Origin of the sequence: Dictyoglomus sp. NZ13-RE01 (assembly GCA_002878375.1) — a bacterium.
GTDB lineage: Bacteria > Dictyoglomota > Dictyoglomia > Dictyoglomales > Dictyoglomaceae > NZ13-RE01.
The window spans coordinates 1-25,809 of the sequence record NIRF01000011.1; the positions used below are offsets into that span (position 1 = coordinate 1).

Genomic DNA, 25,809 nt, shown 5'->3' on the forward strand with positions numbered 1-25,809 from the left:
AGCATATTCAATATCAAAACTTGTAGCTTCAGTATAAAATCCTCGCCACCATTCCTTTCCTGGCAAATTATATAGTCCTTTTGGAGCATTCCAATGCCATTGAAATTGTACTATCCCTCCCTCATTCCACCATCTTATTGCATTTTCCACCTCATAACTTTTAGCTCCAAATTCAACTCTTGATGGAGAATAGTCCATCATATCAAAACCACAAAGGGCAGGGAATTTACCAGTAGCATCAAATATCCAATAACAATCCATAATTCCAGCCTGCCCAGATAATACATACTTTCCAAATATACTTACAAGATATTCCATTAATTTAACAGCTTCAGGAGAAGGATTAGGAGTAACTAATTTTGGCTCTACTTTCAAAGTTGGAATTTCTCCTTTTCTTATTTCAAAATAATCCAAATAAATCCATCCCCAATTTTTTACTATACTTATAATATTTTTACCCCTTTTTAATGGAACAAATCCAGCAGACACCGTAGTAAAAGTTTTTGATGGATTAAATTTTACATTTGACTGAAAAACATTGTTTATATAAAGAGCATTTTCTTTATATCCAAATGGAGCAGAATACCCTATTATTATCTCATATATACCATCCTCTTCAATATTTACAGTGACGGTGCAAGAATCCCCATCTTTATCAAAGCCATCTACATAGCCTTTTCCTTTATAACCTGAAACCGCATTAGAGACAAAAGTCCCATTAAGAATGCCATCTTCTGCTTGATAAATATTAGAGGAGGAACCAAAGCCCACAGTGATTAAATAGGTAATTACAAGAAGTATTATTAAGTACTTCACTGTTTCAAAAACCTCCTAAATAAAAAAATCTTTTGTATCAGATTGTAGCATAGAAAAATAATATCACTTTATTAATGCTATAACAATATCATTCACATTAGTATGGGTAGGTCCTATTTTTATCAAATCATTAAGCTTCTCGAAGAAATGGTAGGAATCATTATTTAAAAGATAAGATATTGGGTCCATCCCAAAATTTTCTGCCCTTTTTACTGTATTTCCATCTGCAAAAGCTCCTGCAGAATCTGTGGGACCATCTCTTCCATCAGTAGCAAAAGATGCTAAAAGGAGCCCATCTATCCCCTGAATCTCTATAGCAAAGGAGAGTACGAGCTCTTGATTTCGTCCTCCCAAACCATTACCTCTCAAAGTAACAGTTGTTTCCCCACCCAAAATTAAGGCACAAGGTGGTGAAACAGGATTTTTGAAAAATTTTATCTCCTTAACAATCCCAGCAATAACTTTTGCAACTTCCCTTGCCTCTCCCTCTAAAAAACCTGTAAGAAGAAGAGTATTAAGTCCAAGATCTTTTGCTTTTTCCATTGCTTTTTCAAGACAAATTCTATTGGATAAGACTACCTTTGTGAAGTGTCTTTCACTAATAAATTTGGGTGTTTCAGGAATTTCCCCTAGAATTCCTTTATTTATAAGTTCTCTTACCTTTTCTGGAACTTTTTCCCATAAATCATATTTTTTTAAGATGGTAAAAACATCTTTATAAGTAGTAGAATCAGGAACTGTAGGACCAGAAGCAATGCTATCTAATTGATTCCCAAGAACATCAGAAACAACCAAGGTTATTATTGTTCCCTTACACTTTTCTGCAAGCTGACCCCCTTTAATTTTGCTTAAATGCTTCCTCACTGCATTTATTTCCTGAATCCTTGCAGAACAGGACAAAAGAAGTTTTGTTATTTCTATTTTGTCTTGCAGGGTAATCCCTTCCCTTGGAAGAGAAAGAAGAGCAGATCCTCCTCCTGAAAGTAGAAAAATTAATATATCATTTTCCTTTAAACTTTCTACAAAATTAAGGACAACTTGTGCTGATCTTTCACTATTTTCATCAGGTATGGGATGAGAAGAATGTAGTATCTCTATATTTCCCTCAAGCTTACCTTCATATCCATAAGGAACTACTAAATATCCCTTTTTTATCAAATCACCTAAGACTTCCAATGCTCCTTCTGTCATGGGAAAAGAAGCCTTTCCCACAGAAAGGAGGTATATATCTCCTTTTATCTCAAACTCTCTATCTTCTATTTTTACTTTTCTTTCATCTTTATCATAAAAAAGATAATTTTTTACTGCTAACTTAGGGTTAGCAGATTCCAGTGATGATTTAATTATCTCCCAAAGTATCTCTCTCATATTTTTTCAAATACTTTTCTTTTATTTTAGCATATATTTTCAGATATTGACCCTCCAAAAAATTTGTAATAAAATTATACAAAAAGAAAATGAAAAATAAAAACAAATAAATAAAAATGAAAATTAAATCTTGCAAATTGGGGGTGATAGAAAAGTATAAACCCAACATGCTTTCTACATGTTTCGAAAACAATTTTTAGGAGGTGTTTTTCATGAAAAAATTGTTAGTAATTCTTCTCTTAGTAGCACTATTAACCTTAAGTATGGAATCCTTTGCAGCTAAAAAAGGTTTTGTTATAGGTTTAGTATGTAAAACTGCAGGGAATCCATTCTTCGATGCTGTAAATAAAGGAGCTCAAGAGGCAGCTAAAGAATTGGGAGACACAGTAATTTACCAATCTCCAGCTGCATCAAGTGTACAAGGACAAATAGATATTATCAACTCTATGATTGCTCAAAAAGTTAATGCAATTTGCGTATCCGCCAATGATCCTGATGCATTAGTACCTGTATGTAGAAAAGCACAAATAAGGGGAATTCCTGTGGTTACTTTTGATTCTGCTGTAAAACCTGCAGGAAGAAAATTATTTGTCAATCAAGCGGATATGGAACAGATAGGTAGAATTCAAGTTCAACTATTAGCCAAAATGATAAATTATGAAGGAGAAATTGCCATATTAAGTGCAGCAGCAACTATGGCCAACCAAAATACCTGGATACAATGGATGAAAGAAGAATTAAAAGATCCAAAATATAGTAAAATGAAATTAGTCGCAATAGTTTATGGAGATGATTTAAGAGAAAAAAGTTATAACGAAGCCATGGGATTATTTAAGTCGTATCCAAATTTGAAAGGAATTATTGCTCCAACCACTGTAGGTATAGCAGCTGCAGCAAGAGCCATTGAAGATGCGGGACTTTCTGGCAAGGTCCAATTAACAGGTCTTGGACTTCCCAGTGAAATGGCAGAATACATTAAAAGAGGTACATGTAAAGCAATGGCTCTTTGGAATCCTATTGATTTAGGATACGCAACAATTTATGCTACTCATAGACTCCTGGCAAGAGAAATTAAAGGAAACGTCGGAGAGAAAGTAAATCTTGGTAGATTAGGTGATAGAACTATAGTCGATGAAGGAAATGGTGGGAAAATGATTATTCTTGGACCTCCATTTGTATTTGATGCATCTAATATTGATTACTGGTCAAAAGTATACTAAATCCAACATAAAAGGGGAGGAAATATCCTCCCCTTTTTTATTTTAAGGGGGTAGAAGATGGATAAATATATCTTAGAACTTCAACATATTTCAAAAAGTTTCACAGGAACAAAAGCTGTCTTAGATAGTGTAGACTTTAATTTAATTAAAGGAGAAATCCATGCTCTTGTTGGAGAAAATGGAGCTGGTAAGTCAACCTTAATTAAAATAATAAGTGGAATATTACAACCTGATACTGGCAGGATAATATTGGAGGGTAAAGAGGTTAAATTTAGAAATGCCTTAGAAGCTCAATTACATGGAATTGCAGCTGTTTACCAAGAACCAGCAGTATTTCCCAATTTAAGTATTGCGGAGAATTTATTTGCCGGACATTACAAAACCTTAACATTTTCTAAAAGCATAAATTGGAAAGAAATGTATAATTCAGCTCAAAGTTTACTTAATTCGTTAGGTTTAGAGGTAGACCCTAAAACTCTGGTAAAAAACCTAAGCATTGCGGAGAGACAAATTGTTGAAATAGCGAGAGTTCTTTCCATAAATCCTAAAGTTTTAATCTTGGATGAACCAACATCCGCTTTAACATTAGAAGAAACAAAAAGATTATTTAATATTCTCAAAAAGTTAAAAAATGAAGGAACTTCTATAATATTCATATCTCACCGTTTAGAAGAAGTTTTTGAAATTGCGGACAGAGTTACTGTTTTAAGAGATGGGAAATATATAGGAACAAGAGATGTAAGCAAAACAAATATGGATGAGCTTATACAAATGATGGTAGGAAGAACTTTGAAAGATATGTATCCAAAAGAAATAATTAAAAAAGGAGAGGTACTATTAAGAGTTGAAGGGCTAAGTAGAGAAGGAGAATTCTATGATGTATCTTTTGAGCTTCATAAAGGAGAGGTCCTTGGTATAGCTGGTTTGATTGGAGCTGGAAGAACAGAGCTTGCTCAAACAATTTTTGGGATTAGGAAAAAGGACAAAGGTAAAATATATTTAGATGGTAAAGAAGTAGAAATTAATAATCCTCAATCTGCTATTAAACATGGTATTGTTTATGTTCCAGAGGATAGACATCAATATGGATTGATACTCCCAATGGATATTGCCTGTAACATTACTTTACCAATATTGCGAGATTTAGTAAGTAAGGGCTTTATAGATAGAAAAAAAGAAGAGGAATTAGCTAAAAGGTATTATGAACTTTTGGATATAAGAGCTCAAGGCTTATGGCAAAAAGTAATGAATCTTTCTGGAGGTAATCAGCAAAAAGTTGTACTTGCAAAGTGGCTTTCCACATCTCCTAAGATTCTATTATTAGACGAACCAACAAGAGGAATTGATGTTGGAGCTAAAGTTGCCATATATCAATTTATCAATAGATTGGCTCGGGAAGGATATGGAATCATTCTGATATCATCAGAACTTTCTGAAGTTTTAGGCATGAGTGATACTATTTTAGTAATGCATGAGGGAAGAATAGTTGGGAAATTTAATAGAGAAGAAGCAACTCAGGAGAAAATCTTATCTTTAGCTCTTGGTAGGGGAGTTTTTATAAATAACTAAGATAAGAAAGGATGGCGAAAAATGGCTAAAAGTTCAGTATTAAACAAAAGTAAAAATGTTTACAGAGATATTGAGAAGATAAGAGAATGGGGAATATTAATACCTATAATACTTTTTGCCTTCATAGTAGCTTTAAGAAACCCATATTTCTTAACTGCTGAGAACATCCAATATATTTTCTTAGATGCCTCCATTTTAACTATAGTAGCAATTGGAGAAATGATGGTCATTCTTACTGGAGGGATTGATCTATCAGTAGGCTCCACTTTAGCCTTAATCGGCATGATTATTGCAATGTTTTACAAAAATAACTTTAATTTTCCTGCTATCTTAGCCCCCTTCATGGGAATAGGACTTGGTATTATTTGTGGTGCCATTAATGGGCTATTAGTGAGTAAAGGGAAATTTTTACCTATCATTGCTACTCTATCAACTATGTATATTTATAGAGGCTTAGTTTACATTATAAGTGGAGGTAAATGGGTAAATGCCCATGAAATGCCAGAAGGATTTAAATTATTAACCCGAACCAACATATTAGGTATTCCAAGTTTAATCATTTTTGCAGGTATAATATTTATAATATTTTATTACTTTTTAAATCATAGGACCACTGGAAGGGAAATATACGCTGTAGGAGATAATCCTAACTCTGCTATTTTTGTTGGTATCAATAAAGACAAAATTCTATTTTTGGTCTATGTTATTTCAGGAGCAATGGCTGGTTTAGGAGGAGTTTTGTATACTTCAAGATTTGCCTCAGCAGAAAGTAGTGCTGCTATGGGCTTTGAGCTTTCCGCAATTTCTGCAGTAGTCATTGGTGGAGTTAAAACAACTGGTGGATCAGGAAGAATAACAGGGGTTCTATTAGGAGCCTTCTTACTCACAATGATAATAAATGGGCTTAATGTTATGAAAATATCTCCTTTTTATAAACTCGCATTTCAGGGTGTCATGTTTTTAACTGCAGTTATAATTGATTCTCTTATTGCAGAAAGAACTCAAAAGGAGTATAGGAGGAAAAAAAGATGAAAATAAAATTTTCTTGGGAGATCCTACTTATAATATTAATACTCATTGTTTTTATAACAAGTAGCCTTGTATCACCTTACTTTTTAGATGTAGTAAATCTTTTAGATACAACCACTAATTTTATGGAAAAAGGGATAATTGCCCTTGCAATGACTTACATAATAATAAGTGGTAATATAGACATTTCTGTGGCATCTAATATGGGAATGGCTTCTGCTTTTATGGGAGTATTTTATAGAATGGGGATAAACATTTGGCTTAGTTCTTTCTTTGCATTAGTAATTGCTACATTAGGTGGCTTTTTTAATGGTTATTTAATTACAAGATTTAAATTACCTGCTATCGCAGTAACCTTAGGAACTTATGGTTTATATAGGGGTATAGCTTATGTATTACTAAAGGATACTGCAGTAGGGATAAATGAAGAAAGTTTCCTATATATAGGACAAGGTTATATTGGTAATACTCCAATTCCTTTCTCATTAGTTTTATTTCTCATACTTGCTCTAATATTTGGAATTATTTTGCATAAAACAAATTTTGGAAGATATATATATGCTATGGGAAATAATGAACAGACCTGTAGATTTTCAGGAATACCTGTGGATAGAATAAAGAAAATATTATTTACTATCTCTGGCTTTATGTCAGGACTTTCCGCAATTTTACTATCTTCAAGATTAAGTAGCATTAGACCTGATATTGGTGTAGGTTTAGAGCTTGAGGTAATCGCCACTGTAGTTTTAGGAGGAGTAAGTATATTGGGTGGTACAGGAAATATGATAGGAGTTATTCTTGCATTATTTTTAGTAGGATATGCTACTTTTAGTATGAATCTTGTAAACATACCAAGCCAGGTTATTACCATAATTATGGGACTTCTTCTCATAACCACTGTATTGTTAACTCAAATCTTTCAATTTAGAGAAAGAAAAACATGATTGAAAAAGGAGGGTTTAGAAATGATAGAAAAGGAAATTGGAGCAAATGTGTGGCTTATACCTGATGCATATCTTCCTTTAATTGGAGATCCAAATCTTCCAAGCCATGAGTCTACCTGCATACTAAATGTAAATAAAAAACCTGCAAAAGTAAAATTTACTTTCTATTTTGAAAACAAAGACCCTATAGAATCAAAGGAAATTATCGTTCCTCCTGAAAGAACCTGGCATGTTAGATTAGATAAATCTGAAGAAATATTAGGTGTAAGGTTAGAAAGAGACGTACCTTTTGCAATAAAAGTGGAGAGTGATGTAAAAATAGTAGTTCAACATTCAAGATTAGATACCAGACAACCGAATTTAGCATACATGAGTAGTATGGCATGGACTCAAATTGACCATTGACAAAAGGGAATTTCATGTTAATATTAATCTAAAAATGAAAATATAAAATGAATATAAATGAAAATAATTGAAAAAGAGGGGAGTTTTTGATATGCTTGCAGAAGAAAGAAGGACAAGAATCTTAGAGTTAATTGAAAAAGAAAGAGGTGTCAAAGTTTCTGAGCTTGTTAAATTATTCAATGTCACAGGAGCAACTATAAGAAGAGACTTAGAAGCCTTGGAAAAAGAGGGACTGTTAAAAAGAACCCATGGGGGTGCTGTGCTTCCACAAAGTTTCTCCTTTGAGCCTTTATATGCAACAAAAAAGAGACAGAATTTAAAAGAGAAAATGGCAATTGGTGCTAAAGCAGCAGAATTAATAAACGATGGAGAAACTGTTTTTATTGAAACAGGAAGCACAACCCTACAGATAGCAAAAAACATCAAAAATAGGCATGATTTAACAGTGATAACAAATTCTATAGATGTCGCAAGAGAGCTTCTTAATGCAAGAGGGGTAGAAGTAATATTAACAGGAGGGAATTTAAGAAAAGAGACAATTGCATTAGTTGGTCCATTGGCGGAGAGAGTATTAAGAGAATTTAGAGTAGATAAAGCCTTCTTAGGTATAAGTGGAATAGTTCCTGGAAAAGGAATGAGCACTGCCAGCATAGTAGAGGCAGAAATAAAAAGACTTATCATTGAAATGGCAAGAGAAGTAATTGGTGTGGCAGATTATAGCAAGTTTGGGAAAGAGTGCTTTGCCTTTGTAGCACCTACAAAAGTCTTACATAAAATAGTAGTCGATGATAAAGTTCCTCATAAATTTATTAATGAATTGAAAGAGGAGGGAATTGAGGTATTAATTGCTTCCCCAAATGATGTTAAATAAAGGAGGAGAAATAAATGCCAAAGGAAATAAGTATTTTTCCAGAGTTTGAACCTGGATTTATTGAGGTTGGGGGAAAAGTCCCAAAGTTTCAATATAATAAAAGTTTAAAAGAAGAGTTAAAAGAGGGGAATATTACAAAAGAAGAAAGTATTGATCTATTGAAATGTATGCTTCTTATTAGAAATTTTGAAGAAATGATTTATGAGCTAAGAATAAATAAAGGTAAATATGGTCCTATAAGATACCTTTATATTGGAGCCTCACATCTTTCAATTGGACAAGAGGCTGTTCCTACAGGAGGAATCTCAGTAATTACTAAGGATGATTTTATAACAAGTACCCATAGAGGACATGGAGATGCTTTAGCTAAAAGTTACTTTGGACTCAAGCAGATGAATAGTGAAGAATTAAAGGAGTTTATAAAAAACAATAAAGAAGTAGCTGATTTTTTAGGTTTTAACGTGGAAGGAAAAAGCAAAGAGGAACTTTTTGAGTATGCTTTAAATATTGCGCTTTTTAGGGCAATTGCAGAAATTTTTGGGAAAGAATGGGGATTTTGCAGAGGAAGAGGAGGCTCCATGCATATAGCAGACTTCAGTCTGGGACATTTAGGGGCAAATGCAATTGTTGGTGGAAGTATGGGAATTGCAGTGGGGTCTGCAATGGCTTCCAGGTTTATGGAGGATGGAAAGGTTACTTTATGTTTTGTGGGAGATGGGGCAATGAATACAGGTATTTCCCATGAGGCAATGAATATGGCTTCTATGGCACAATTCACTAATGGACTTATGAGCAAAAAATTTGGTGTACCAGTAATTTTTATGGTTATGAATAATCAATATGGAGAATCTGGTCAACAAAGAGGAGAAGTCACAGGTATTGATTATATAGCAGAAAGAGGATTTGCCTATAACAAAAAGGGAATGCACGCAGAAGTTGTAAACGGGATGAATGTTTTAGCGGTAAGAGATGCAGTAAAAAGAGCAGTTAATTTGGCAAGAAATGGGGAAGGACCAATTCTTTTAGAATTCTGGGGCTATAGATTTATGGGACATTCATTAAGTGATACTTTAGATAAACCTGATAATGCCACATATAGAAGCTATGATGAGCTTCAAGCCTGGAGAAAATTTGATCCTATTGAATTATATATTAAAGAATTAGTAGAGGCTGAAGTATTAAGTTTGGAAGAAATAGACAATCTAAAAAGGGAGTTTAGATTGAGAAATGAGAATATGGCTATTAAAGCAATAGAATCCCCAAACCCTGATCCCAAAGATATGACTCTATACGTTTTTAAAGAAAATGGTATAAGTAGCGATGTTCCTGAGAAATTTAGAAATGTTCAGGTAATTAAAGAGCCAGCTTTTAAAGATAGAGACGAAAATGTCGAAATTAATTATAGGGAAGCAATTATTGAAGCATTATATCAAGAAATGAAAAGAGACAAAAGAGTTATATTATGGGGAGAGGACATCGCTGATTATGGTGGATCTTTTGGAGAAACCAAGGGACTTCTTGAGATCTTTGGGAGAGATAGAATTTTTAATACCGCAATTTCTGAGGCTGCAATAGTTGGAGCAGGGATTGGGGCAGCCATGAGAGGTTTAAGACCAGTTGTAGAGATTATGTATATAGACTTTATACTAATTGCTATGGACCAAGTGGCAAATCAGGCAGCAAAGATGAGGTATATGTCTGGAGGACAAGCGGAAATTCCATTAACTATTATAACTACCATAGGTGGAGGAAAAGGATACGCAGGTCAACATTCCCAAAGCATAGAATCTATTCTTACCCATTTTCCTGGTTTAAAAGTTGTCGCACCTTCTGATGCTTACGATGCAAAAGGTCTTTTAATTTCAGCCATTAGAGATGATAATCCTGTAATTTATATAGAACATCAAAATTTATTGCAAGATCCTTTACTTTCATCCCTATCAAAAAGAAAAGTACCAAAAGAAGAATATTTAGTTCCTATTGGAAAGGCGGACATAAAAAGAAGAGCTAAAAACTATGATAAAAGTATAACTATTGTATCATGGTCCGCTATGCTGTATGCAGTCTTAAAAGCTGCTAGTGATCTTGAAAAAGAAGGAATAGAAGTAGAAGTAATAGATTTAAGAAGTCTATATCCTTTGGATGTAGAAACCATCATAAATTCTGTTAAAAAAACTGGAAAATTAGCTGTGGTAACCCAAGGAGTATCTTTTACATCCTTATCTTCTGAAATAGTAACACAAGTTGTGGAAAAAGCAGGAAGCTATTTGAAAAAACCCCCTCTCAGAATTTCAGCCCCTTATTGTCCACCACCAGCATCCCCTATATTAGAAAAAGCCTTCCTACCAAGTGACAAAACTATCATAGAAGAAGTAAAGAAATTGTTTTAAGGGGAGGTAACAATGGTTAAAAAGTTTGTTTTACCGAAAGTAAGTGAAGTGATGGAGGTTGGTACTATAACTTCTTGGTTGAAAAAAGAAGGAGATTATGTAAAAAGAGGTGAACCTCTTTTAGAGATAGAGGTAGAAAAAGCAGTTATAGAGTTAGAAAGTGAAGAAGAAGGATATTTAAAGAAAATACTTGTTAAGGAAGGAGAAACTGTACCTATAGGAACTGTTTTAGCCTACATAACAGATACTTTGGAAGAGGAAATCGAGTTAACAGAAGAGAAAAAGGAAGAAAAAGCAGAGGAAAAGAAAGAAACAAAATCTATTCCATTATCCACTATGAGAAAAACAATTGCTGAAAGACTCTCTAAGAGCAAACAAACTATTCCACATTTTTACGCCATTGTGGATGTAGATGTCACAGAACTTTATAATTTCAAATCCTCTTTAGAAAATATTAAATATGATGACCTAATAATTAAGGCGACAGCCTTGGCTTTAAAGGATTTTCCTCTTTTAAATTCCCGATGGAAGGAAAATGAGATAGAACTTTTGGATAATATAAATGTTGGTTTTGCAGTATCCTTAGGAGATGAAGGGCTTATCGTCCCTGTTATAAAAGATGCTGATAAGAAGTCCTTAAGTGAGATTGCAAAGGAAAGAAATTCATTAATTGAAAAGGCAAAATCTGGGAAACTAAGTCTTGAGGATATATCCAATGGTAGTATCACTATTAACAATGTAGGGGTTTTTGGAGTCTCTGCAATTCTTGCCATAATTAATCCTCCTGAAACTGCCATATTAACCTGCGGTACCATTCAAGATAAACCTGTAGTAATAAATGGAGAAATAAAGATTAGGAAAATAATGCAAGTTACCATCTCCGCAGACCATAGAGTTATAGATGGAGCCTATGGTTCAAGATTTCTTATGAAGGTAAAAGAAATTTTAGAAAACCCAGGTATTTTAAATTCATAGGAGGAAAAAATATATGTCTGTTGAGACTATTGCGTTAAGAATGTATGGGAAAATGGATTTAAGATTAGAAAAATTTGATCTCCCAGAAATTACTGATGAAGAGATATTAGCAGAAATAATTTCTGATACCAGTTGTCCCTCCACATACAAAGAGATAACTCAAGGACCTGAACATCCTCGTGTTCCTAAGGATATTGATAAGAATCCAGTAATAGTTGGACATGAGATGGCAGGAAGAATCCTCAAAGTAGGTAAAAAATGGAAAGATAAATATCAAGAGGGACAAATGTTTACCATTCAACCCGCTTTGCTATACGAAAAAGGACCTGTAGGCGTACTTAGTGCTCCAGGCTACTCTTATAAATTTTTAGGTGGACTTGCCACAAAGGTTATTCTTCCCAATGAAGTAATGGAACAAAACTGTCTATTAATTTATGAAGGAGATTCCTTCTTCAAAGGTTCCTTAGTAGAACCAATATCGTGCATTGTGGGAGCTGTTAATGCCCAATATCATACCCAAGAAAGAAACTATGAGCATATTATGGGGATAAAGAGGGGCGGGAAATTAGCCCTTCTTGGAGGGGCAGGACCAATGGGACTTGGGTTCTTAGATTACTTTATTAATGGACCTCAAAATCCAAGTTTACTTGTTATTACTGATATTGATGACTCTAAGTTAGAAAGGGCAAAAAGAGCTTATCCCGTAGAAAAAGCAAAGACTAAGGGTATCGATTTGAGATTTGTTAATCCTCTCAAAGATGATTCCTATAAAAACATCCAATACGACGATATTTTTGTTTTATACCCCAGTAGCAAATTGGTTGAAGAGGCAGATTCATTACTTGCCAGAGACGGCTGTCTAAACTTCTTTGCAGGTCCTACAGACCACAATTTTACTGCATGTATCAACTTTTTCAAAATTCACTATGAAAAACATCATATAGTGGCAACATCTGGAGGAAATGCTGATGATATGTGGTTTGCTTTAGATTTAGTTTCAAAAGGAGTTCTAAATCCGGCCCCTATGATTACCCATGTTGGCGGAATAAACTCTGCAAGAGATGTATTACTAAACTTTCCAAAGCTTCCTGGTGGGAAAAAATTAATCTATACACACCTTAATTTTCCTCTCTCTGATATTGACGATTTTGAAAGATTAAGCTATGAAGGTCCAGAACAATTAAGAGAGATATATAAAGATTTGCATGAGATTGTAAAGAGAAATGGAGGCTGGTGGTGTGCAGAGGCAGAAAAATACTTGTTAAGCCATAAAGAATTAGAGATCAAATTATGAAAATTGGATTACAATTTGGAGCAGGAAATATTGGTAGAGGATTTATTGGAGATCTTCTCCATAGATCAGGATATAAAATAGTTTTTGTAGATTCTAATAAAGAGTTAGTAAATATGCTAAGAGAAAGGGGAAATTATCCCTTAAAACTTTTTGATGTAGATGGGAGTTCAAAAGACTTAATTATTGATAATATATTATCATTTACCCTGGAAGATGAGGAAGAGATAAGTAATTACATATCAAAAGCAGATTTAATTTTTACGGCTGTAGGAGTAAAAAATTTGCCTGCCATTGCCCACTATATCTCTATGGGACTTAAAAAAAGATTTAAAGAAAATAGAGACTATTTAAACATATTCTTATGTGAAAATTTAAGTTCAGCTCCTGAAATACTTAAAAATAAGGTTTTGGAGTATCTAAATAACGATGAGAAGAAATACGTAGAAGATAAAGTAGGATTTGTAGGAACAACCATAGGAAGAATGGTAGCAGGCTCAGGTAAAAGATATGGATTTGAGGATCCTCTTCTTATTGTAGCAGAATCTTATGATGTAATTCCCTTCTCATTAAAGGACATAAAGGGAAAAATCCCTAATATTTATGGATTAAAACCATCAAAAGATTTTGACTTCGAAATAAAAAAGAAGTTATTTATTCATAACTTAGGACATGCAGTCATAGCCTACTTTGGCTACCTTAAAAATTATACTTATATCCATGAAGCAATAAAAGATGTAGATATCAAAAATATTTATGACCAGGCAATAAAAGAGGTAACATTAGCCATATTTAGTAAATATAAAGGTTTAGATAGAGAAGAGTTTGAAAATTACATAAGTAACTTAGAAGAGAGGTTCAAAAATCCCTTATTAATGGACCCTATATCCAGAGTAGGAAGAGATCCTATAAGAAAATTAGGTCCGGAAGATAGAATCATTGGTTCTGCTAAATTTTGCTTAAGCCAAGGAATATTCCCAGAAAATATTGCGTTAACTTGTTCTGCAGTTTTACTTTATGATTATCCTCAAGATGAAGAAGCTAATAATCTACAAAGGTTAATTAAGGAAAACGGAGTTGAATGGGTTTTGGTTAATATTTGCAAGCTTTCTTTAGATGAAGAATTTACGAAAAAGGTATTATATTATTACAAAAAAATTAAGAGGATATCTATATAGGAGGTTGAAAATATGGAATGCCAAGTTTTAAAAGATAGAGTAGCCATAGTTACTGGAGCTGCTCAAGGCTTAGGAGAGGCATTAGCTTATAGATTGGCAAAAGAAGGTTGTTCAGTTACTGTAGCAGATATAAAGATAGATAAGGCCAAAGAGGTTGCAGAAAGAATAACTAAAGAATATGGAAGACCTGCTATTGCTATAAAAACAGATGTTACAAATGAGGATGAAGTAAAAAACATGGTAGAAAAAACTGTAGAAAATTTTGGAAAGTTAGATATTATGATAGCAAATGCAGGTATATTAATTGCCCACGACATAACAGAGTTTCCCTTAGAAGACTGGAAAAAGGTTATTGATGTAAATCTAACAGGTTATTTCCTATGTGCTCGTGAGGCGGCAAAGGTAATGGTTAAACAAAGATCAGGTGTAATTATTCAGATTAATTCAAAATCAGGTAAAAAAGGAAGCTTTAGAAATTGTGCCTACTCTGCTTCTAAATTTGGTGGTATTGGTCTTACTCAAAGTATTGCATTAGATCTTGCCCCCTATGGAGTTAGAGTTGTAGCGGTATGCCCTGGAGACCTCTTAGATTCTCCCCTTTGGAGAGATAGCCTATACGATCAATATGCAAAAAGGTTAGGAATTAGCAAAGAAGAGGTTAGAGAAAGATACCTAAAACAGATTCCTTTAGGAAGACCGTGCACATACGACGATGTGGCCAACTTAGTAGTATTTTTAGCAAGTGATTATGCATCATATATTACAGGAGATGCAGTTAATGTAACGGGTGGAGTAGAAATGAGGTGAAGCCATGCCAAAAAGAAAACTAATATTAGATATTGGAATAAATGGCGCCTTTTTAACAAGAAGATGGGAAGAGCCTGAAAATTTTATGAGGCTAACCAAGGAATTAGGCTATGATTATCATGAATTTTGTAGTGATGTATTAGATCCTTTTTTTAGTGGCGATAAAGAATACCAAATAGAAACTGCAAACAAGATAAAAGAATACTCAGAAAAATACAAGGTTAATATATGGGATTATTATACTGGTATGGCAACTCATCGCTTTCATGGTCTATCCCATAGCGATGAGAGAGTAAGAAAAAGAATGAGAGAATGGATTATTAATGCTATGGATATTGCAAAAGCTATGGGTGCTAAGTATATTGGGGGACATTGGGATGCCATTTCAGTAGAGGTTTTAGAAGACAAAGAAAAAACTCAAAAGGCCATTGAAAATATCTACAAGGAGTTTAAAGAGCTTTCAAAAATAGTAAAAGAAAAGGGTTTATTAGGCATCTCTAACGAACAGATGTATATTCCCAGTGAAAAACCATGGACTATTAGAGAGGCGGAAGAATTTTTACAAGAAGTAAATAAGGATAAAATAGGAGCACCTGTTTACATTACAATAGATGTGGGACATCAGGCAGGAATGCACTATGGTCTTAATGGAGAAGATTTATACTACACAGAATGGTTAAAAAGATTTGCCCCCTTTTCCCCTATGATACACCTTCAACAAACCACAAAAGACTCAAGTAGTCATTGGCCATTTACAGAAAAATATAATAAAATAGGACATGTAAAAATAGAGGAGATACTTGAGAGTATAAAATGGGCTTATGAACATTTAAAAGAAAATAGTCTAACAAAGGTTCTTGAACCAGTAGATAAGATCATTCTAATGGTAGAAGTTATACCTTCTTCTATTAAAACCGAGAGAGAGCTTCTAAAAGAGCTTAAAGAAACGGCAGAATATTTAAGAAGATATATACCTACAGGAGGTTTAATATATGAATTTGAAGAGTAGAGATATAGCAAGAAAAGAGCTTGTTGAAATAGGGAAGAAAATAGCAGAAAAAGGATTAGTCGTTGGTCCAGGAGGAAATACAAGTGTTAGAATTGAAAATGTAGTTTACATGAAAGCAAGCGGAATTGCTTTTGAATCGGCGAAAGAAGAAGATTATATAGGTGTAGAATTAGAAACAGCAAAGGTTATAGATGGAAGCTTAAAACCAACTTCAGAAATGTGGCTACATTTAGAATGTTATAAGGTAAGAAACGACGTTTTTGCTGTAGTCCATACTCATCCTCCCTTTTCTATAGCATATGCCTTCCAAGGAGAACCCCTAAAACCCTTTACCCCAGATATGGTAGCATTGATTGGCTCTGAGATACCAGTAATTGAGTATGTAGTTCCTGGAAGTAAAGAATTTGCAGAAAAAGTCGGTGCAATAATTAAAAATCACAATGGAGTGTTAGTTAAAAATCACGGTTTAGTTACAGTAGGAAGTAATTTAACCGAGGCTTACTATAGAACTCTATTGATTGAAGAAAGTATAAAGGCTGTTATTTTTGCTAAATTATTAGGTAATATGAGATTCTTTACTGAGGAGCAGATAAAAGAGATAGATAATCTGGAAGTGGAAAAATATAGAAGAAAACTTTTGAAAGGAGAGATTTAATATGAAAAGAAGTGAATATGAAAGAGCGAAAAATAGGGCTATCGAGTATTTTCAAAGGGCAGGCATAGTAATCACAGAAGAGGAAAAAGAGAAAATTGAAGTTGCAGATTTTGGATTAGGTAGGTTGGAAGAATTCGGGCTTGAGCTCTTAGTATATGTGAATACTGATAGGGTTTGTGCAAAAGAATTGGTACTATTTCCAAGACAAATATGTCCTGAACATAGACATCCCCCAGTAGGAAAAGATTTAGGAAAAGAAGAAACCTTCAGATGTAGATGGGGAAAAGTTTACCTATATGTACCGGGAGAGCCTACCAAAAATCCAAAAGCTAAAGTCCCCGAAGACAAAAAGAAGTATTTTACTGTTTGGCATGAAATTGAACTAAATCCAGGAGAGCAATACACTCTTCCCCCTAATACTCTACATTGGTTTCAAGCAGGAGATGAGGGTGCAATTGTATCAGAATTTTCTACCCATAGCACCGATGAGTACGATATATTCACAGATCCTGAGATTAAAAGGATTCCTATAATAGAAGATTAGTCTGGAACAATACTACAATCTATGATATAATTCACTAAGCTATGGATTTATATCTTTATAATACTTTAACAAGAAAAAAGGAAATATTTAAGCCTATACATCCTGATAGGGTAGGAATGTATACTTGTGGTCCTACTGTATATAACTTTGCCCACATTGGCAACCTAAGGACATATATATTTGAAGATATTCTTAAAAGAGTGCTATTATACAATGGATATAAAGTTTTACATGTAATGAATATTACTGATGTAGGACATTTAACATCTGATGCAGACGAGGGTGAAGACAAAATAGAATTATCTGCTAAAAAAGAGAGAAAAAATGCCTGGCAAATTGCAGAATTTTATACAGAAGCCTTTAAAAGAGATATCAAAAAGCTTAACATTTTAGAGCCAGATATTTGGTGTAAAGCCACAGAACATATAGATGATTTTATAGCTTTAATTAAAATCTTAGAAGAAAAAGGATATACTTATAGAACTTCCGATGGTATTTATTTTGACACATCAAAACTTCCTGATTATGGTAAATTAGCTGGTCAAAACTTAGACGAAATACTTCCAGGTGCAAGAGTGGAAGTAAATCCTGAAAAGAAAAATCCTTGGGACTTTGCCCTCTGGAAGTTTTCCCCCAAAGATGTAAAAAGACAAATGGAGTGGGACTCACCTTGGGGTATTGGTTTTCCTGGTTGGCATATTGAATGTTCCGCCATGTCTACAAAATACTTAGGTCAGCCCTTCGATATTCATTGTGGCGGTGTAGATCATATTGCCATTCATCATACCAATGAAATAGCTCAATCAGAAGCGGCATACGGAAAGCCTATGGCAAATTATTGGTTACACGGAGAATTTCTAATAATGGGAGAAAAAAGAATGGGAAAATCTGAGGGGAACTTTATTACTTTATCTGATTTGGAAGAAAGGGGTTATAACCCATTAGCATACAGATACTTTTGTCTCACTGCCCATTACAGATCTCCTTTAAAATTTACATGGCAGGCAATAGATTCTGCCCAAAGAGCATTAAATAGGATGTATGAGAATATTAAGAAGTATCCAGCTACAAATGTGGAGTATCATAAAGAATATGAAGAAAGATTTCATATGGCTATAAATGATGATTTAGATATGCCGAAAGCATTAGCTATTGCCTGGGAATTAATAAGAGATGAATCGGTAGCTCCAGAAGTCAAAAGAGCCACTCTAATTCAGTTTGATAAGGTCTTTGGTCTATCCTTAGATAACCCTCCTGAGATTAAAATAGATGTGCCAGATGAGATTTGGAATTTACTCGAAGAAAGAGAGAAAGCAAGAAAAGAGAAAAATTACCAATTAGCTGACGAAATAAGAGATGAAATAAAAAGGAAAGGATATATTATTGAGGATACTCCTCAAGGTCCAAGAATCAAAAAAGCCCCTACCATCTAAAAATGAGCTCAAAAGTATTTGTTTTACCAATAGAAGAGTACGATAAGAGCCTTATTAAAGAGAAATTAAACGTAGCAATTGAAAGCTTTAACCTCAATTTCAAAAATAAAAAGGTCCTTCTTAAACCCAATTTATTGATGCCTGCTCCTCCAAATAGAGCTATTACAACACACCCAATTATAATAGAATCTATTGTAGAAACTCTAATTGATAAAGGGGCAAAAGAATTACTAATTGGGGATAGTCCGGGAAATAATAGATCTACAGTACAGGGACTTTATGAAATAACTGGAATGAAAAAGGTTGCAGAAAAAACTGGAGCAAGGCTTGTAAACTTTTCTACCGAAGGAGTTATTGAATTCACTACAAAGAACAATGTCAAAATTCCAGTAACTAAAATAGTGAAAGAAGTAGATTATATAATAAACTTACCTAAATTAAAAACCCACCAGTTAACATTAATGACATGCGCTATAAAGAATATATTTGGAACTATTCCTGGATTTAACAAAACCAAAATGCACACCACTTTTCCCAACGCAAAGGACTTTTCAGAACTTTTGGTAGACCTTTTCAACTTTGTAAAGCCTGCATTAAACATAGTGGATGCAATTATAGGAATGGAAGGCGATGGTCCCTCTGCAGGAGAACCTAAAAAATTTGGAAAAATTATAGTAGGAGATGATCCTGTAGCTGTTGATACTGTCGCAGGCTGGATTTTGGGCTATAAACCCCAAGATGTTAAGACCACAGTATTAGCAAAAGAAAAGGGATTGGGAAATTACGAGTTTGATAAAATAGAACTTATTGGAGCAACATGGGAAGAAATTTATGGAAGAAATGTAAAAAGGGGTAAAAATTACTATGGAATTACCTTAAAACTTCCTTCTTTTCCAACAAAACTCATTGCTCCTCTCATAGAAAAAATATTAAAAGTATCCCCTGTTATAAATGACGAGAAATGTATAAAGTGTAAAATATGTATGGAAAGTTGTCCCCAAAAAGCTATTTACTTGGAAAACGGCAAGATGAAAATAAATTATAAAGAATGTATATCCTGTTTTTGTTGCCATGAACTTTGTCCCCAACAAGCAATAGACTTAAAAAGACTTTTCCTATAATTAACTATTTGGAGGTGATTTTATGAAGAATGAATATATGGGTGAAATGGAGAAATCGTTTTACGGCTTTACAAAGGAAGGCATTCCAATAGATCAATATATTCTTGTAAACTCAAATGGTCTAATGATGAAAGTGATAACATATGGTGGGGCTATCACAGAGTTGTGGGTACCTGATAAAAATGGCAATTTTCAGGATATTGTTTTAGGCTTTGACACCTTAGGAGAATATGAAAGTCCTGATAATCCATTCTTTGGTTCTATAATTGGAAGATATGGAAATAGAATAGCTTATGGGAGTTTTTATATAGACGGTATAAAGTACCAACTTGCCATAAATGATAGAGGGAAACATCATCTTCATGGAGGAGTCAAGGGCTTCCATAGGGTAGTTTTTAAAGCAGTTCCTATAAAAACTCCTTATGGTCCATCCCTTAGACTAAGATATCTAAGTCATGATGGAGAAGAAGGATATCCTGGAAACTTGGAGGTTACAGTCACCTACACATTAACAAAAAGCAACGAACTAAGAATAGATTACCTTGCAACTACAGATAAACCCACTATCATTAACTTAACTAATCATTCCTACTTTAATCTGAGCGGGGATGCTACCAGAGATATTTTGGATCATGAGTTATGGATTGATGCAGATAATTTTACAGAAGTGGACGAATATTTAATCCCTACAGGAAAAATCTTACCTGTAAAAGATACCCCCTTAGACTTTACAAAACCCAAAAAGATAAGAGAAGGGCTACCTCAAGGATATGATCACAACTTTGTATTAAACAAGAAAAATGGAGAGATGAAGTTAGTAGCAACCTTAAAAGAAAAAACATCAGGACGAATTATGGAGGTATACACAACTGAACCAGGATTACAACTATATACGGGTAATTATTTAAATATAAGAGGAAAAGCAGGAAAATTTTACAGTAAACATTATGGTCTATGTTTAGAAACCCAACACTTTCCAGACTCTCCTAATCATGAAAACTTTCCATCTACCATACTAAGGCCAGGAGAAACCTACATATCCACTACTATTTATAAATTTTCCATAGAAGATTAACAAATTATGAGGAAGACTTCTGAGATTCTTGTTTTAAATGGGAAATTTCTTCCTCAAGCTCCTTAATCCTTTTTTGCTGTCGATTTATTAGGGATCTATTCTTAAAGTATGTAGGGATATAAGTTAATAAAGTTAGAAGAAAACCTAAGGAGAAAGAGATTAAAATAATTAGAGATACTGGAGCAGAATATTGCCAAGGTCCAAAGTATATAGTAATACTTTGATTATTTTGTATGGAAAATATAACAGCAAAAAGAACCCCAATCAAAAATACTACCAAAAACCTACTCATATCAAACCTCCTCCTTATATTTATTTGGAACAGACTGCTGTAGACTCTCTTATAATAAGCTTAGTAGGAAGCTTAATATGTTGAACAGGCATATCTGGATTTTTCAATCTCTCAATTAGAATTTCACAAGCCTTTACTCCCATTTCATAAAAAGGTTGTGCCACTGTAGTTAGAGGAGGATTAGTCAATTCTGCCAAAGTATTATCAAAGCCTATGATAGAAACATCATCAGGTATTTTGTATCCTCTTCTTAAAAGGGCTTTCATGGTTTGTATAGCCATAAAATCACTAAATGTGAAAATTGCAGTAGGAGGATCCTCTAAACTCATCAATTCTTCTACTGCTTGATCCTCATCAACCTTATCGAAGAAAATCTTAACTAATCTTTCATCAAACTTTATATTTGCCTCTTCCAAGGCTTTTTTATATCCTTCATATCTTTCTTTAACTATTATACTATTAGGGTTTATGGTAATGTGAGCAATTCTTTTATGCCCTAATTCAATCAAATATTTTACAGCATTGTAGCTTCCTTCAATATTATCTACATAAACCACATCATGGTCTGAAAGTCGTGGATGTTCCAATATTACTAATGGAAGTTTCTTCCTCTTTGCAACCTTACTTACCTCTTCATTAGAAAGAGCAGCAGTAATTATTCCATCCACTCTTCTTTCCAACATAATGTTAAGATATTTCATTTCCCTTAAAGACTTTCCATCAGTATTACATAAAATTAGAGCATAACCATTATGTCTTGCAACATCTTCTACCCCTCGGGCCATGAGAGGAAAAACAGGGTTTACAATATCTAATACAAAAAAGGCAATTACCTCAGTCTTCTGCTTTGCAAGACTTCTGGCAACGGCATTAGGTTGATAATCAAGAATTTTAACTGCTTCTAATACCCTTCTTCTCGTTTCCTCGCTTATTTTTATTCCAGGAGTATTATTCAAAACAAAGGAAACTGTAGAGCGAGAAACACCCGCTAATTTTGCTACATCCCAGCTTGTTGGAGTTTTCTTTTTTTTCAAAATACCTCCTCCTTCTTAAGACAAACCTAAGGTCCCCTGAGGGACCATCAGGGGACCTTTATTCTTTTACTGCTCCACGTGTAAGTCCCGAAACTATTAAATTTTGTAGAGCCAAAAATACAATTACTATGGGAAGCCCTCCAACTATAGATGCAGCTGCAAAATCTCCCCACCTTACATCATACATACCAGCAACAAAGTTTCTAAGACCAACTGCAAAGGTATATTTTGCAGGATCTTTTAAGAGAATGTTTGCTAAAATAAAATCTGAGTATGTTCCAATAAAAGTTGTTATAGCTACTACTGCCAATATGGGGCGTGCAAGAGGAAGAACTATTTTATAATAAGTTTGGAATCTTGTTGCACCATCAATTAATGCAGATTCCTCCAAAGAGTCAGGAATGGTATCAAAGTATCCCTTAATAAGCCAGATATTGTATGGGATTCCACCACCTAAATACACCATTACAAGTCCCGATAAGGTATTAAGCCCCAAAAAAGGTATATATTTTCCAACATGGTAAAGCAAAAGATATACTGCTACCATTCCCATTATTGCAGGAAACATCTGCAAAATCAGCAAAGTCATAAGACTATAATTCTTTCCCCAAAATCTAAATCTGGAAAAGGCGTAGGCTGCTAAAGAGACAAAAAACACATTCAGAATAGATGTGGACGTAGATACAATAACAGAATTTTTTATCCATGTAAAAAAGCCAATTTCTGTTAATCTCTGATAATGATAAAGAGTGGGTTGTTCAGGAATAAGTCTCTGCCCCACTAATCCTCCCCCTGCTCTAAAAGAGGCAGAAATAGTCCACGCCACAGGGAAAAAAGTAAAAACCAAGAATATCCAGATAATTATATGTTTTGGAAACTGTTTTATAAAACTTTGATTTTTCATTCAAATCTCACCTCTCGCTTTAACATACCGGAGATCCAAAAGTTAAACACGCTTATAGTAGCTATTATTAAGAATACGATGATTGATATAGTAGCTGCTAAGCCATAATCTTGCCCTCTTCCTCCTTCAAAGGCAAGCTTATAAGTATAAGATATAAGAATATCTGTAGTCCCTGCTACTGTAGAAACATCTGCCATGGGTGGTCTTCCTGCAGTTAAAAGGTATATTACATTAAAATTATTGAAGTTAAAGGAGAAAGAACCTACAAGCAGAGGACCAATAGCAGTTAACAATAGAGGAAGAGTTATATTCCAAAATTGCTGTCGAGGAGTTGCCCCATCAACTTTTGATGCCTCATAAAGCTCGTCAGGAATACTCTGTAATGCTCCAAGACATACAGTCATCATGTATGGAAATCCAAGCCAAAGATTAACAATAAACAAAGCTACCCTTGCCCAAAAAGTATCTAAAAACCAAGGAATTTTTACTCCAATTATACTATTTAATATTCTATTGACTACTCCTACTTCCTGATTTAGTAGACCTACCCATATTAAAAGGGAGATAAAAGCGGGAATAGCCCAAGGAACTATTAGAAGAGTTCTATAAAGGCTCTTGAATCTTAAATTTTTATCACTCATAAGTAAGGCAAGACCTAACCCTACAGCAAAATTAAGAAGAGTAGTTACTCCTGCCCAAATTACAGTCCAAGAAAATACTCTAAAGAAGGGTTTTGATACCCTTTCATCCTTAATAAGTCTTTTGAAGTTCTCCCATCCAACATCTTCTACAAATCCAGGAAGAAGTTCCTCACCATTTGATCTTACAAAAAATCCATTTTTAGCAACCAATTTCTCATTATTCATGTAATCATACAATGCATCTTCTTCAGGTATATATTTATACCTCTGTCGAAGGGTAGAAAAGTGTAAGAGATCACTCATCTTAAGAACTATACCATTTTCCAAATGATACTCTAATTTTTGGACTTCAGAGAGTTTGGAAAATTTCTTATCAGAAGGAATTTTAGTGAATCCATCAATCTCATTAGGGAAATTTTTAACTCCCAAAGAAATTAACTTATTATCCTTTACTATGTATACGTTTTCTTCTTCATCTTGGAATAGAAGTTTTATCTCTCCTTTTTTGTTTACATACACTTCATAAATATAATTTTTTGAATCTGCAGGGGTAAAAGTTTCTTTTTCCAACTGTTCTACTACTTGTTCTTTTGTCAGGATATGACCTGTTCCATAATTTGTAAAAGCAATTCTGATAGTATATATTATTGGATAAATCATGAATATAACCATTAACATGAAAGCAGGAACAATATATTTCCATGCATTGAATTTAGGATGAATAATTAGGAAAACAAAAAACAAAGTTATTAGAAATGTAACAAGTCCAAAGATAAAGCCAGCTATAGAAGAAAGGATATAGCTAAAAAATATTCCAACCCCTGCTATCAGAGAAGCATATAAAAAAACAAAAATATTTCTCCATAGATAACGCATAATTTACTCCTCCTGGTGAGAGAAGGGGGGATATAATCCCCCCTTTATATTTTTATTTCTTTGCTTTAGCAATAGCATCCTTTATTTGGGCTACTGCATCTTTAAGAGCCACATCTGGAGCCTTTTTCCCTGTAGTGATAAGAGTTAAAGCATCACCCATAAAGCTCCACACAGGTCCCATTTCTGGTATATTTGGCATGGGAATACCATCAGCAGCGCTGGCACCAAAGGCTTTAATATCTGGATTTGAGGAAACTACTTTATAAGCATCTTTTCTTGCTAATATTCTTGGGTCCTTTTCAAAAATCTTCAACTCTAACTCCTTTGTAGCCAAAACCTCTACTGCAAATGTCTTTACAATTGCAAGATTTGGAGTGCGGGCATTAATCATAAATCCCTGAACACCTACAAAAGGTCTCATAGGTTTTCCATCAATTTTTGGTAATTTTGCTACTCCGTAATTAATTTTAGCCCTCTTGATATTATCTATCTCCCATGGACCATTAATCATCATTCCTAATTTTCCTTCTGAGAACAAGCTTGTAGTAGTTTGATAATCTACTCCTTGCTTAAGAATCCCTTCTTTAAAGAGATTTACTAACTTCTCTACTCCCTTTATTGCTCCTTCATTTGCTAAACCAATATCTGTTGGATCCAAACCTGATGGTGTCTCTTTAAATACATACCCACCAAGAGCAGAGAAGAAAGGAAAACTGAAATAGAAATTGTTATAATCATATAAAAATCCATATTGATTTCCTTTAGTTAATCTTTTTGCAATACTTACCAATGCTTCGTAAGTAGTAGGTGGATTTGGAACTAAGTCTTTATTATAAATTAAAGCAACAGCTTCCATAGAATATGGAATTCCGTATAATTTCCCTTTATAAGACATTGCTTGAAGAGTAACTGGTGTGAACTGATCAAGAACATTTTTAGGTAAAAAGTCAATAGGTAGTAATAATCCATTAGCAACCAATTCTCCTACCCAGTCATGAGCTCCAACTATTATATCTGGTGCTTCCCCTGTAGGTGCTGCTGTAATAAACTTTGGTTTAATATCTCCAAAACCAACCTCACTTACTTCCACAGGAATGCCATACTTTTCTGTAAAACCTTTCACAAATTCTCTAATTTGATTTACTTGTGCCTCAGATGTCCAAATAGTAATTTTACCAGGAACCGCTGCAGGAGTTAATGAAAAAACAACTAATAAAGCAAACACTAACAAAACAAGAAATCTTTTCATTTTAAACCCTCCTTTAGATTTATTTTTCTCAAAAGGTTCAGGTTCATAAATATATTTTTAAAATTTCTCACCTCCATTTCCATTTAATTAACTCGCGTTAATTACACGATAAG

At 33.9% G+C, this 25,809-nt stretch carries 25 protein-coding genes; 17 read left to right on the plus strand and 8 right to left on the minus strand.

What is annotated here, in order from left to right:
* The 3 genes from CBR30_07480 to CBR30_07490 form a co-directional block, all read right to left on the minus strand.
* The coding region (locus tag CBR30_07480; GenBank protein PMQ01095.1) for a beta-mannanase at positions 1-816 on the minus strand (816 nt) is incomplete at its 3' end.
* A 63-nt stretch (positions 817-879) separates the two neighbouring features.
* Entirely contained in the window at positions 880-2,184 is a 1,305-nt protein-coding gene (locus tag CBR30_07485; protein ID PMQ01096.1) for a glycerate kinase, read from the minus strand.
* A complete protein-coding gene (locus tag CBR30_07490; GenBank protein PMQ01097.1) occupies positions 2,156-2,353 on the minus strand; it encodes a hypothetical protein in 198 nt (65 codons plus the stop codon). The genes CBR30_07485 and CBR30_07490 overlap by 29 nt, the downstream gene beginning before the upstream one ends.
* 43 nt (positions 2,354-2,396) lie before the next feature.
* Between CBR30_07490 and rhaS the strand changes: the two genes are divergently transcribed.
* The 17 genes from rhaS to CBR30_07575 all read left to right on the plus strand — a co-directional run bounded on the left by rhaS (position 2,397) and on the right by CBR30_07575 (position 20,700).
* Positions 2,397-3,404 (plus strand): rhamnose ABC transporter substrate-binding protein, encoded by a 1,008-nt coding sequence (rhaS, locus tag CBR30_07495; GenBank protein PMQ01098.1) that lies wholly within the window; start codon positions 2,397-2,399, stop codon positions 3,402-3,404.
* 57 nt (positions 3,405-3,461) lie between these two features.
* Positions 3,462-4,973 carry a D-xylose ABC transporter ATP-binding protein gene (locus CBR30_07500; GenBank protein ID PMQ01099.1) on the plus strand — a complete coding sequence of 504 codons (1,512 nt, stop codon included), beginning with the start codon at positions 3,462-3,464 and terminating at the stop codon, positions 4,971-4,973.
* A 21-nt stretch (positions 4,974-4,994) separates the two neighbouring features.
* Positions 4,995-6,005 (plus strand): branched-chain amino acid ABC transporter permease, encoded by a 1,011-nt coding sequence (locus tag CBR30_07505; GenBank protein PMQ01100.1) that lies wholly within the window; start codon positions 4,995-4,997, stop codon positions 6,003-6,005.
* Positions 6,002-6,946, plus strand: coding sequence for a branched-chain amino acid ABC transporter permease (locus CBR30_07510; GenBank protein ID PMQ01101.1), 945 nt, complete (start codon positions 6,002-6,004; stop codon positions 6,944-6,946). Before CBR30_07505 ends, CBR30_07510 begins: the two co-directional genes overlap by 4 nt.
* Positions 6,947-6,970: 24 nt before the next feature.
* The gene (locus CBR30_07515; protein ID PMQ01139.1) at positions 6,971-7,351 is read left to right on the plus strand and encodes a hypothetical protein; all 381 of its coding nucleotides are present in this window, start codon (positions 6,971-6,973) and stop codon (positions 7,349-7,351) included.
* 91 nt (positions 7,352-7,442) lie between these two features.
* Positions 7,443-8,222, plus strand: coding sequence for a DeoR family transcriptional regulator (locus tag CBR30_07520; GenBank protein PMQ01102.1), 780 nt, complete (start codon positions 7,443-7,445; stop codon positions 8,220-8,222).
* 14 nt (positions 8,223-8,236) lie between these two features.
* On the plus strand, positions 8,237-10,612 hold the full coding sequence (locus CBR30_07525) for a pyruvate dehydrogenase (GenBank protein ID PMQ01103.1): 2,376 nt from the start codon (positions 8,237-8,239) through the stop codon (positions 10,610-10,612).
* Between the two features lie 12 nt (positions 10,613-10,624).
* Positions 10,625-11,587: a hypothetical protein gene (locus CBR30_07530; protein PMQ01104.1), complete on the plus strand. Its 963-nt coding sequence runs from the start codon at positions 10,625-10,627 to the stop codon at positions 11,585-11,587.
* A 13-nt stretch (positions 11,588-11,600) separates the two neighbouring features.
* Positions 11,601-12,881: an L-sorbose 1-phosphate reductase gene (locus tag CBR30_07535; GenBank protein PMQ01105.1), complete on the plus strand. Its 1,281-nt coding sequence runs from the start codon at positions 11,601-11,603 to the stop codon at positions 12,879-12,881.
* Complete coding sequence (locus CBR30_07540; GenBank protein ID PMQ01106.1) at positions 12,878-14,056, plus strand: mannitol-1-phosphate 5-dehydrogenase; 1,179 nt, start codon at positions 12,878-12,880, stop codon at positions 14,054-14,056. The genes CBR30_07535 and CBR30_07540 overlap by 4 nt, the downstream gene beginning before the upstream one ends.
* A 12-nt stretch (positions 14,057-14,068) precedes the next feature.
* Positions 14,069-14,863 (plus strand): sorbitol-6-phosphate 2-dehydrogenase, encoded by a 795-nt coding sequence (locus CBR30_07545; protein PMQ01107.1) that lies wholly within the window; start codon positions 14,069-14,071, stop codon positions 14,861-14,863.
* Between the two features lie 4 nt (positions 14,864-14,867).
* The gene (locus tag CBR30_07550; GenBank protein ID PMQ01108.1) at positions 14,868-15,872 is read left to right on the plus strand and encodes an AP endonuclease; all 1,005 of its coding nucleotides are present in this window, start codon (positions 14,868-14,870) and stop codon (positions 15,870-15,872) included.
* The gene (locus CBR30_07555; protein PMQ01109.1) at positions 15,856-16,527 is read left to right on the plus strand and encodes an aldolase; all 672 of its coding nucleotides are present in this window, start codon (positions 15,856-15,858) and stop codon (positions 16,525-16,527) included. The genes CBR30_07550 and CBR30_07555 overlap by 17 nt, the downstream gene beginning before the upstream one ends.
* A gap of 1 nt (position 16,528) precedes the next feature.
* Positions 16,529-17,071, plus strand: a complete 543-nt coding sequence (locus tag CBR30_07560) for a D-lyxose/D-mannose family sugar isomerase (GenBank protein PMQ01110.1) — start codon at positions 16,529-16,531, stop codon at positions 17,069-17,071.
* 41 nt (positions 17,072-17,112) lie between these two features.
* Positions 17,113-18,504 (plus strand): cysteine--tRNA ligase, encoded by a 1,392-nt coding sequence (locus CBR30_07565; protein PMQ01111.1) that lies wholly within the window; start codon positions 17,113-17,115, stop codon positions 18,502-18,504.
* Positions 18,505-18,506: 2 nt separating this feature from the next.
* Positions 18,507-19,625, plus strand: a complete 1,119-nt coding sequence (locus tag CBR30_07570; GenBank protein PMQ01112.1) for a hypothetical protein — start codon at positions 18,507-18,509, stop codon at positions 19,623-19,625.
* Between the two features lie 22 nt (positions 19,626-19,647).
* The gene (locus tag CBR30_07575) at positions 19,648-20,700 is read left to right on the plus strand and encodes a galactose-1-epimerase (protein PMQ01113.1); all 1,053 of its coding nucleotides are present in this window, start codon (positions 19,648-19,650) and stop codon (positions 20,698-20,700) included.
* A gap of 4 nt (positions 20,701-20,704) precedes the next feature.
* Here CBR30_07575 and CBR30_07580 read toward each other — a convergent pair whose 3' ends face one another.
* The 5 genes from CBR30_07580 to CBR30_07600 are packed head-to-tail and all read right to left on the minus strand — an operon-like array spanning position 20,705 to position 25,696.
* Complete coding sequence (locus tag CBR30_07580) at positions 20,705-20,992, minus strand: hypothetical protein (GenBank protein ID PMQ01114.1); 288 nt, start codon at positions 20,990-20,992, stop codon at positions 20,705-20,707.
* A 20-nt stretch (positions 20,993-21,012) separates the two neighbouring features.
* Entirely contained in the window at positions 21,013-22,029 is a 1,017-nt protein-coding gene (locus CBR30_07585) for a LacI family transcriptional regulator (GenBank protein PMQ01115.1), read from the minus strand.
* Between the two features lie 55 nt (positions 22,030-22,084).
* Entirely contained in the window at positions 22,085-22,930 is an 846-nt protein-coding gene (locus tag CBR30_07590) for a maltose ABC transporter permease (GenBank protein PMQ01116.1), read from the minus strand.
* Positions 22,927-24,447, minus strand: a complete 1,521-nt coding sequence (locus tag CBR30_07595; protein ID PMQ01117.1) for a maltose ABC transporter permease MalF — start codon at positions 24,445-24,447, stop codon at positions 22,927-22,929. The genes CBR30_07590 and CBR30_07595 overlap by 4 nt, the downstream gene beginning before the upstream one ends.
* Before the next feature lie 52 nt (positions 24,448-24,499).
* On the minus strand, positions 24,500-25,696 hold the full coding sequence (locus CBR30_07600; GenBank protein ID PMQ01118.1) for a maltose ABC transporter substrate-binding protein MalE: 1,197 nt from the start codon (positions 25,694-25,696) through the stop codon (positions 24,500-24,502).
* Between the last annotated feature and the right edge of the window lie 113 nt (positions 25,697-25,809).

Excerpts from the sequence above, each read along its gene's own strand:
- CBR30_07485 (PMQ01096.1), bottom strand. The coding sequence starts at position 2,184 with ATGAGAGAGATACTTTGGGAGATAATTAAATCATCACTGGAATCTGCT.
- CBR30_07490 (PMQ01097.1), bottom strand. The coding sequence starts at position 2,353 with ATGTTGGGTTTATACTTTTCTATCACCCCCAATTTGCAAGATTTAATT.
- rhaS (PMQ01098.1), top strand. The coding sequence starts at position 2,397 with ATGAAAAAATTGTTAGTAATTCTTCTCTTAGTAGCACTATTAACCTTA.
- CBR30_07500 (PMQ01099.1), top strand. The coding sequence starts at position 3,462 with ATGGATAAATATATCTTAGAACTTCAACATATTTCAAAAAGTTTCACA.
- CBR30_07505 (PMQ01100.1), top strand. The coding sequence starts at position 4,995 with ATGGCTAAAAGTTCAGTATTAAACAAAAGTAAAAATGTTTACAGAGAT.
- CBR30_07510 (PMQ01101.1), top strand. The coding sequence starts at position 6,002 with ATGAAAATAAAATTTTCTTGGGAGATCCTACTTATAATATTAATACTC.
- CBR30_07520 (PMQ01102.1), top strand. The coding sequence starts at position 7,443 with ATGCTTGCAGAAGAAAGAAGGACAAGAATCTTAGAGTTAATTGAAAAA.
- CBR30_07525 (PMQ01103.1), top strand. The coding sequence starts at position 8,237 with ATGCCAAAGGAAATAAGTATTTTTCCAGAGTTTGAACCTGGATTTATT.
- CBR30_07530 (PMQ01104.1), top strand. The coding sequence starts at position 10,625 with ATGGTTAAAAAGTTTGTTTTACCGAAAGTAAGTGAAGTGATGGAGGTT.
- CBR30_07535 (PMQ01105.1), top strand. The coding sequence starts at position 11,601 with ATGTCTGTTGAGACTATTGCGTTAAGAATGTATGGGAAAATGGATTTA.
- CBR30_07540 (PMQ01106.1), top strand. The coding sequence starts at position 12,878 with ATGAAAATTGGATTACAATTTGGAGCAGGAAATATTGGTAGAGGATTT.
- CBR30_07545 (PMQ01107.1), top strand. The coding sequence starts at position 14,069 with ATGGAATGCCAAGTTTTAAAAGATAGAGTAGCCATAGTTACTGGAGCT.
- CBR30_07550 (PMQ01108.1), top strand. The coding sequence starts at position 14,868 with ATGCCAAAAAGAAAACTAATATTAGATATTGGAATAAATGGCGCCTTT.
- CBR30_07555 (PMQ01109.1), top strand. The coding sequence starts at position 15,856 with ATGAATTTGAAGAGTAGAGATATAGCAAGAAAAGAGCTTGTTGAAATA.
- CBR30_07560 (PMQ01110.1), top strand. The coding sequence starts at position 16,529 with ATGAAAAGAAGTGAATATGAAAGAGCGAAAAATAGGGCTATCGAGTAT.
- CBR30_07565 (PMQ01111.1), top strand. The coding sequence starts at position 17,113 with ATGGATTTATATCTTTATAATACTTTAACAAGAAAAAAGGAAATATTT.
- CBR30_07570 (PMQ01112.1), top strand. The coding sequence starts at position 18,507 with ATGAGCTCAAAAGTATTTGTTTTACCAATAGAAGAGTACGATAAGAGC.
- CBR30_07575 (PMQ01113.1), top strand. The coding sequence starts at position 19,648 with ATGAAGAATGAATATATGGGTGAAATGGAGAAATCGTTTTACGGCTTT.
- CBR30_07580 (PMQ01114.1), bottom strand. The coding sequence starts at position 20,992 with ATGAGTAGGTTTTTGGTAGTATTTTTGATTGGGGTTCTTTTTGCTGTT.
- CBR30_07590 (PMQ01116.1), bottom strand. The coding sequence starts at position 22,930 with ATGAAAAATCAAAGTTTTATAAAACAGTTTCCAAAACATATAATTATC.
- CBR30_07595 (PMQ01117.1), bottom strand. The coding sequence starts at position 24,447 with ATGCGTTATCTATGGAGAAATATTTTTGTTTTTTTATATGCTTCTCTG.
- CBR30_07600 (PMQ01118.1), bottom strand. The coding sequence starts at position 25,696 with ATGAAAAGATTTCTTGTTTTGTTAGTGTTTGCTTTATTAGTTGTTTTT.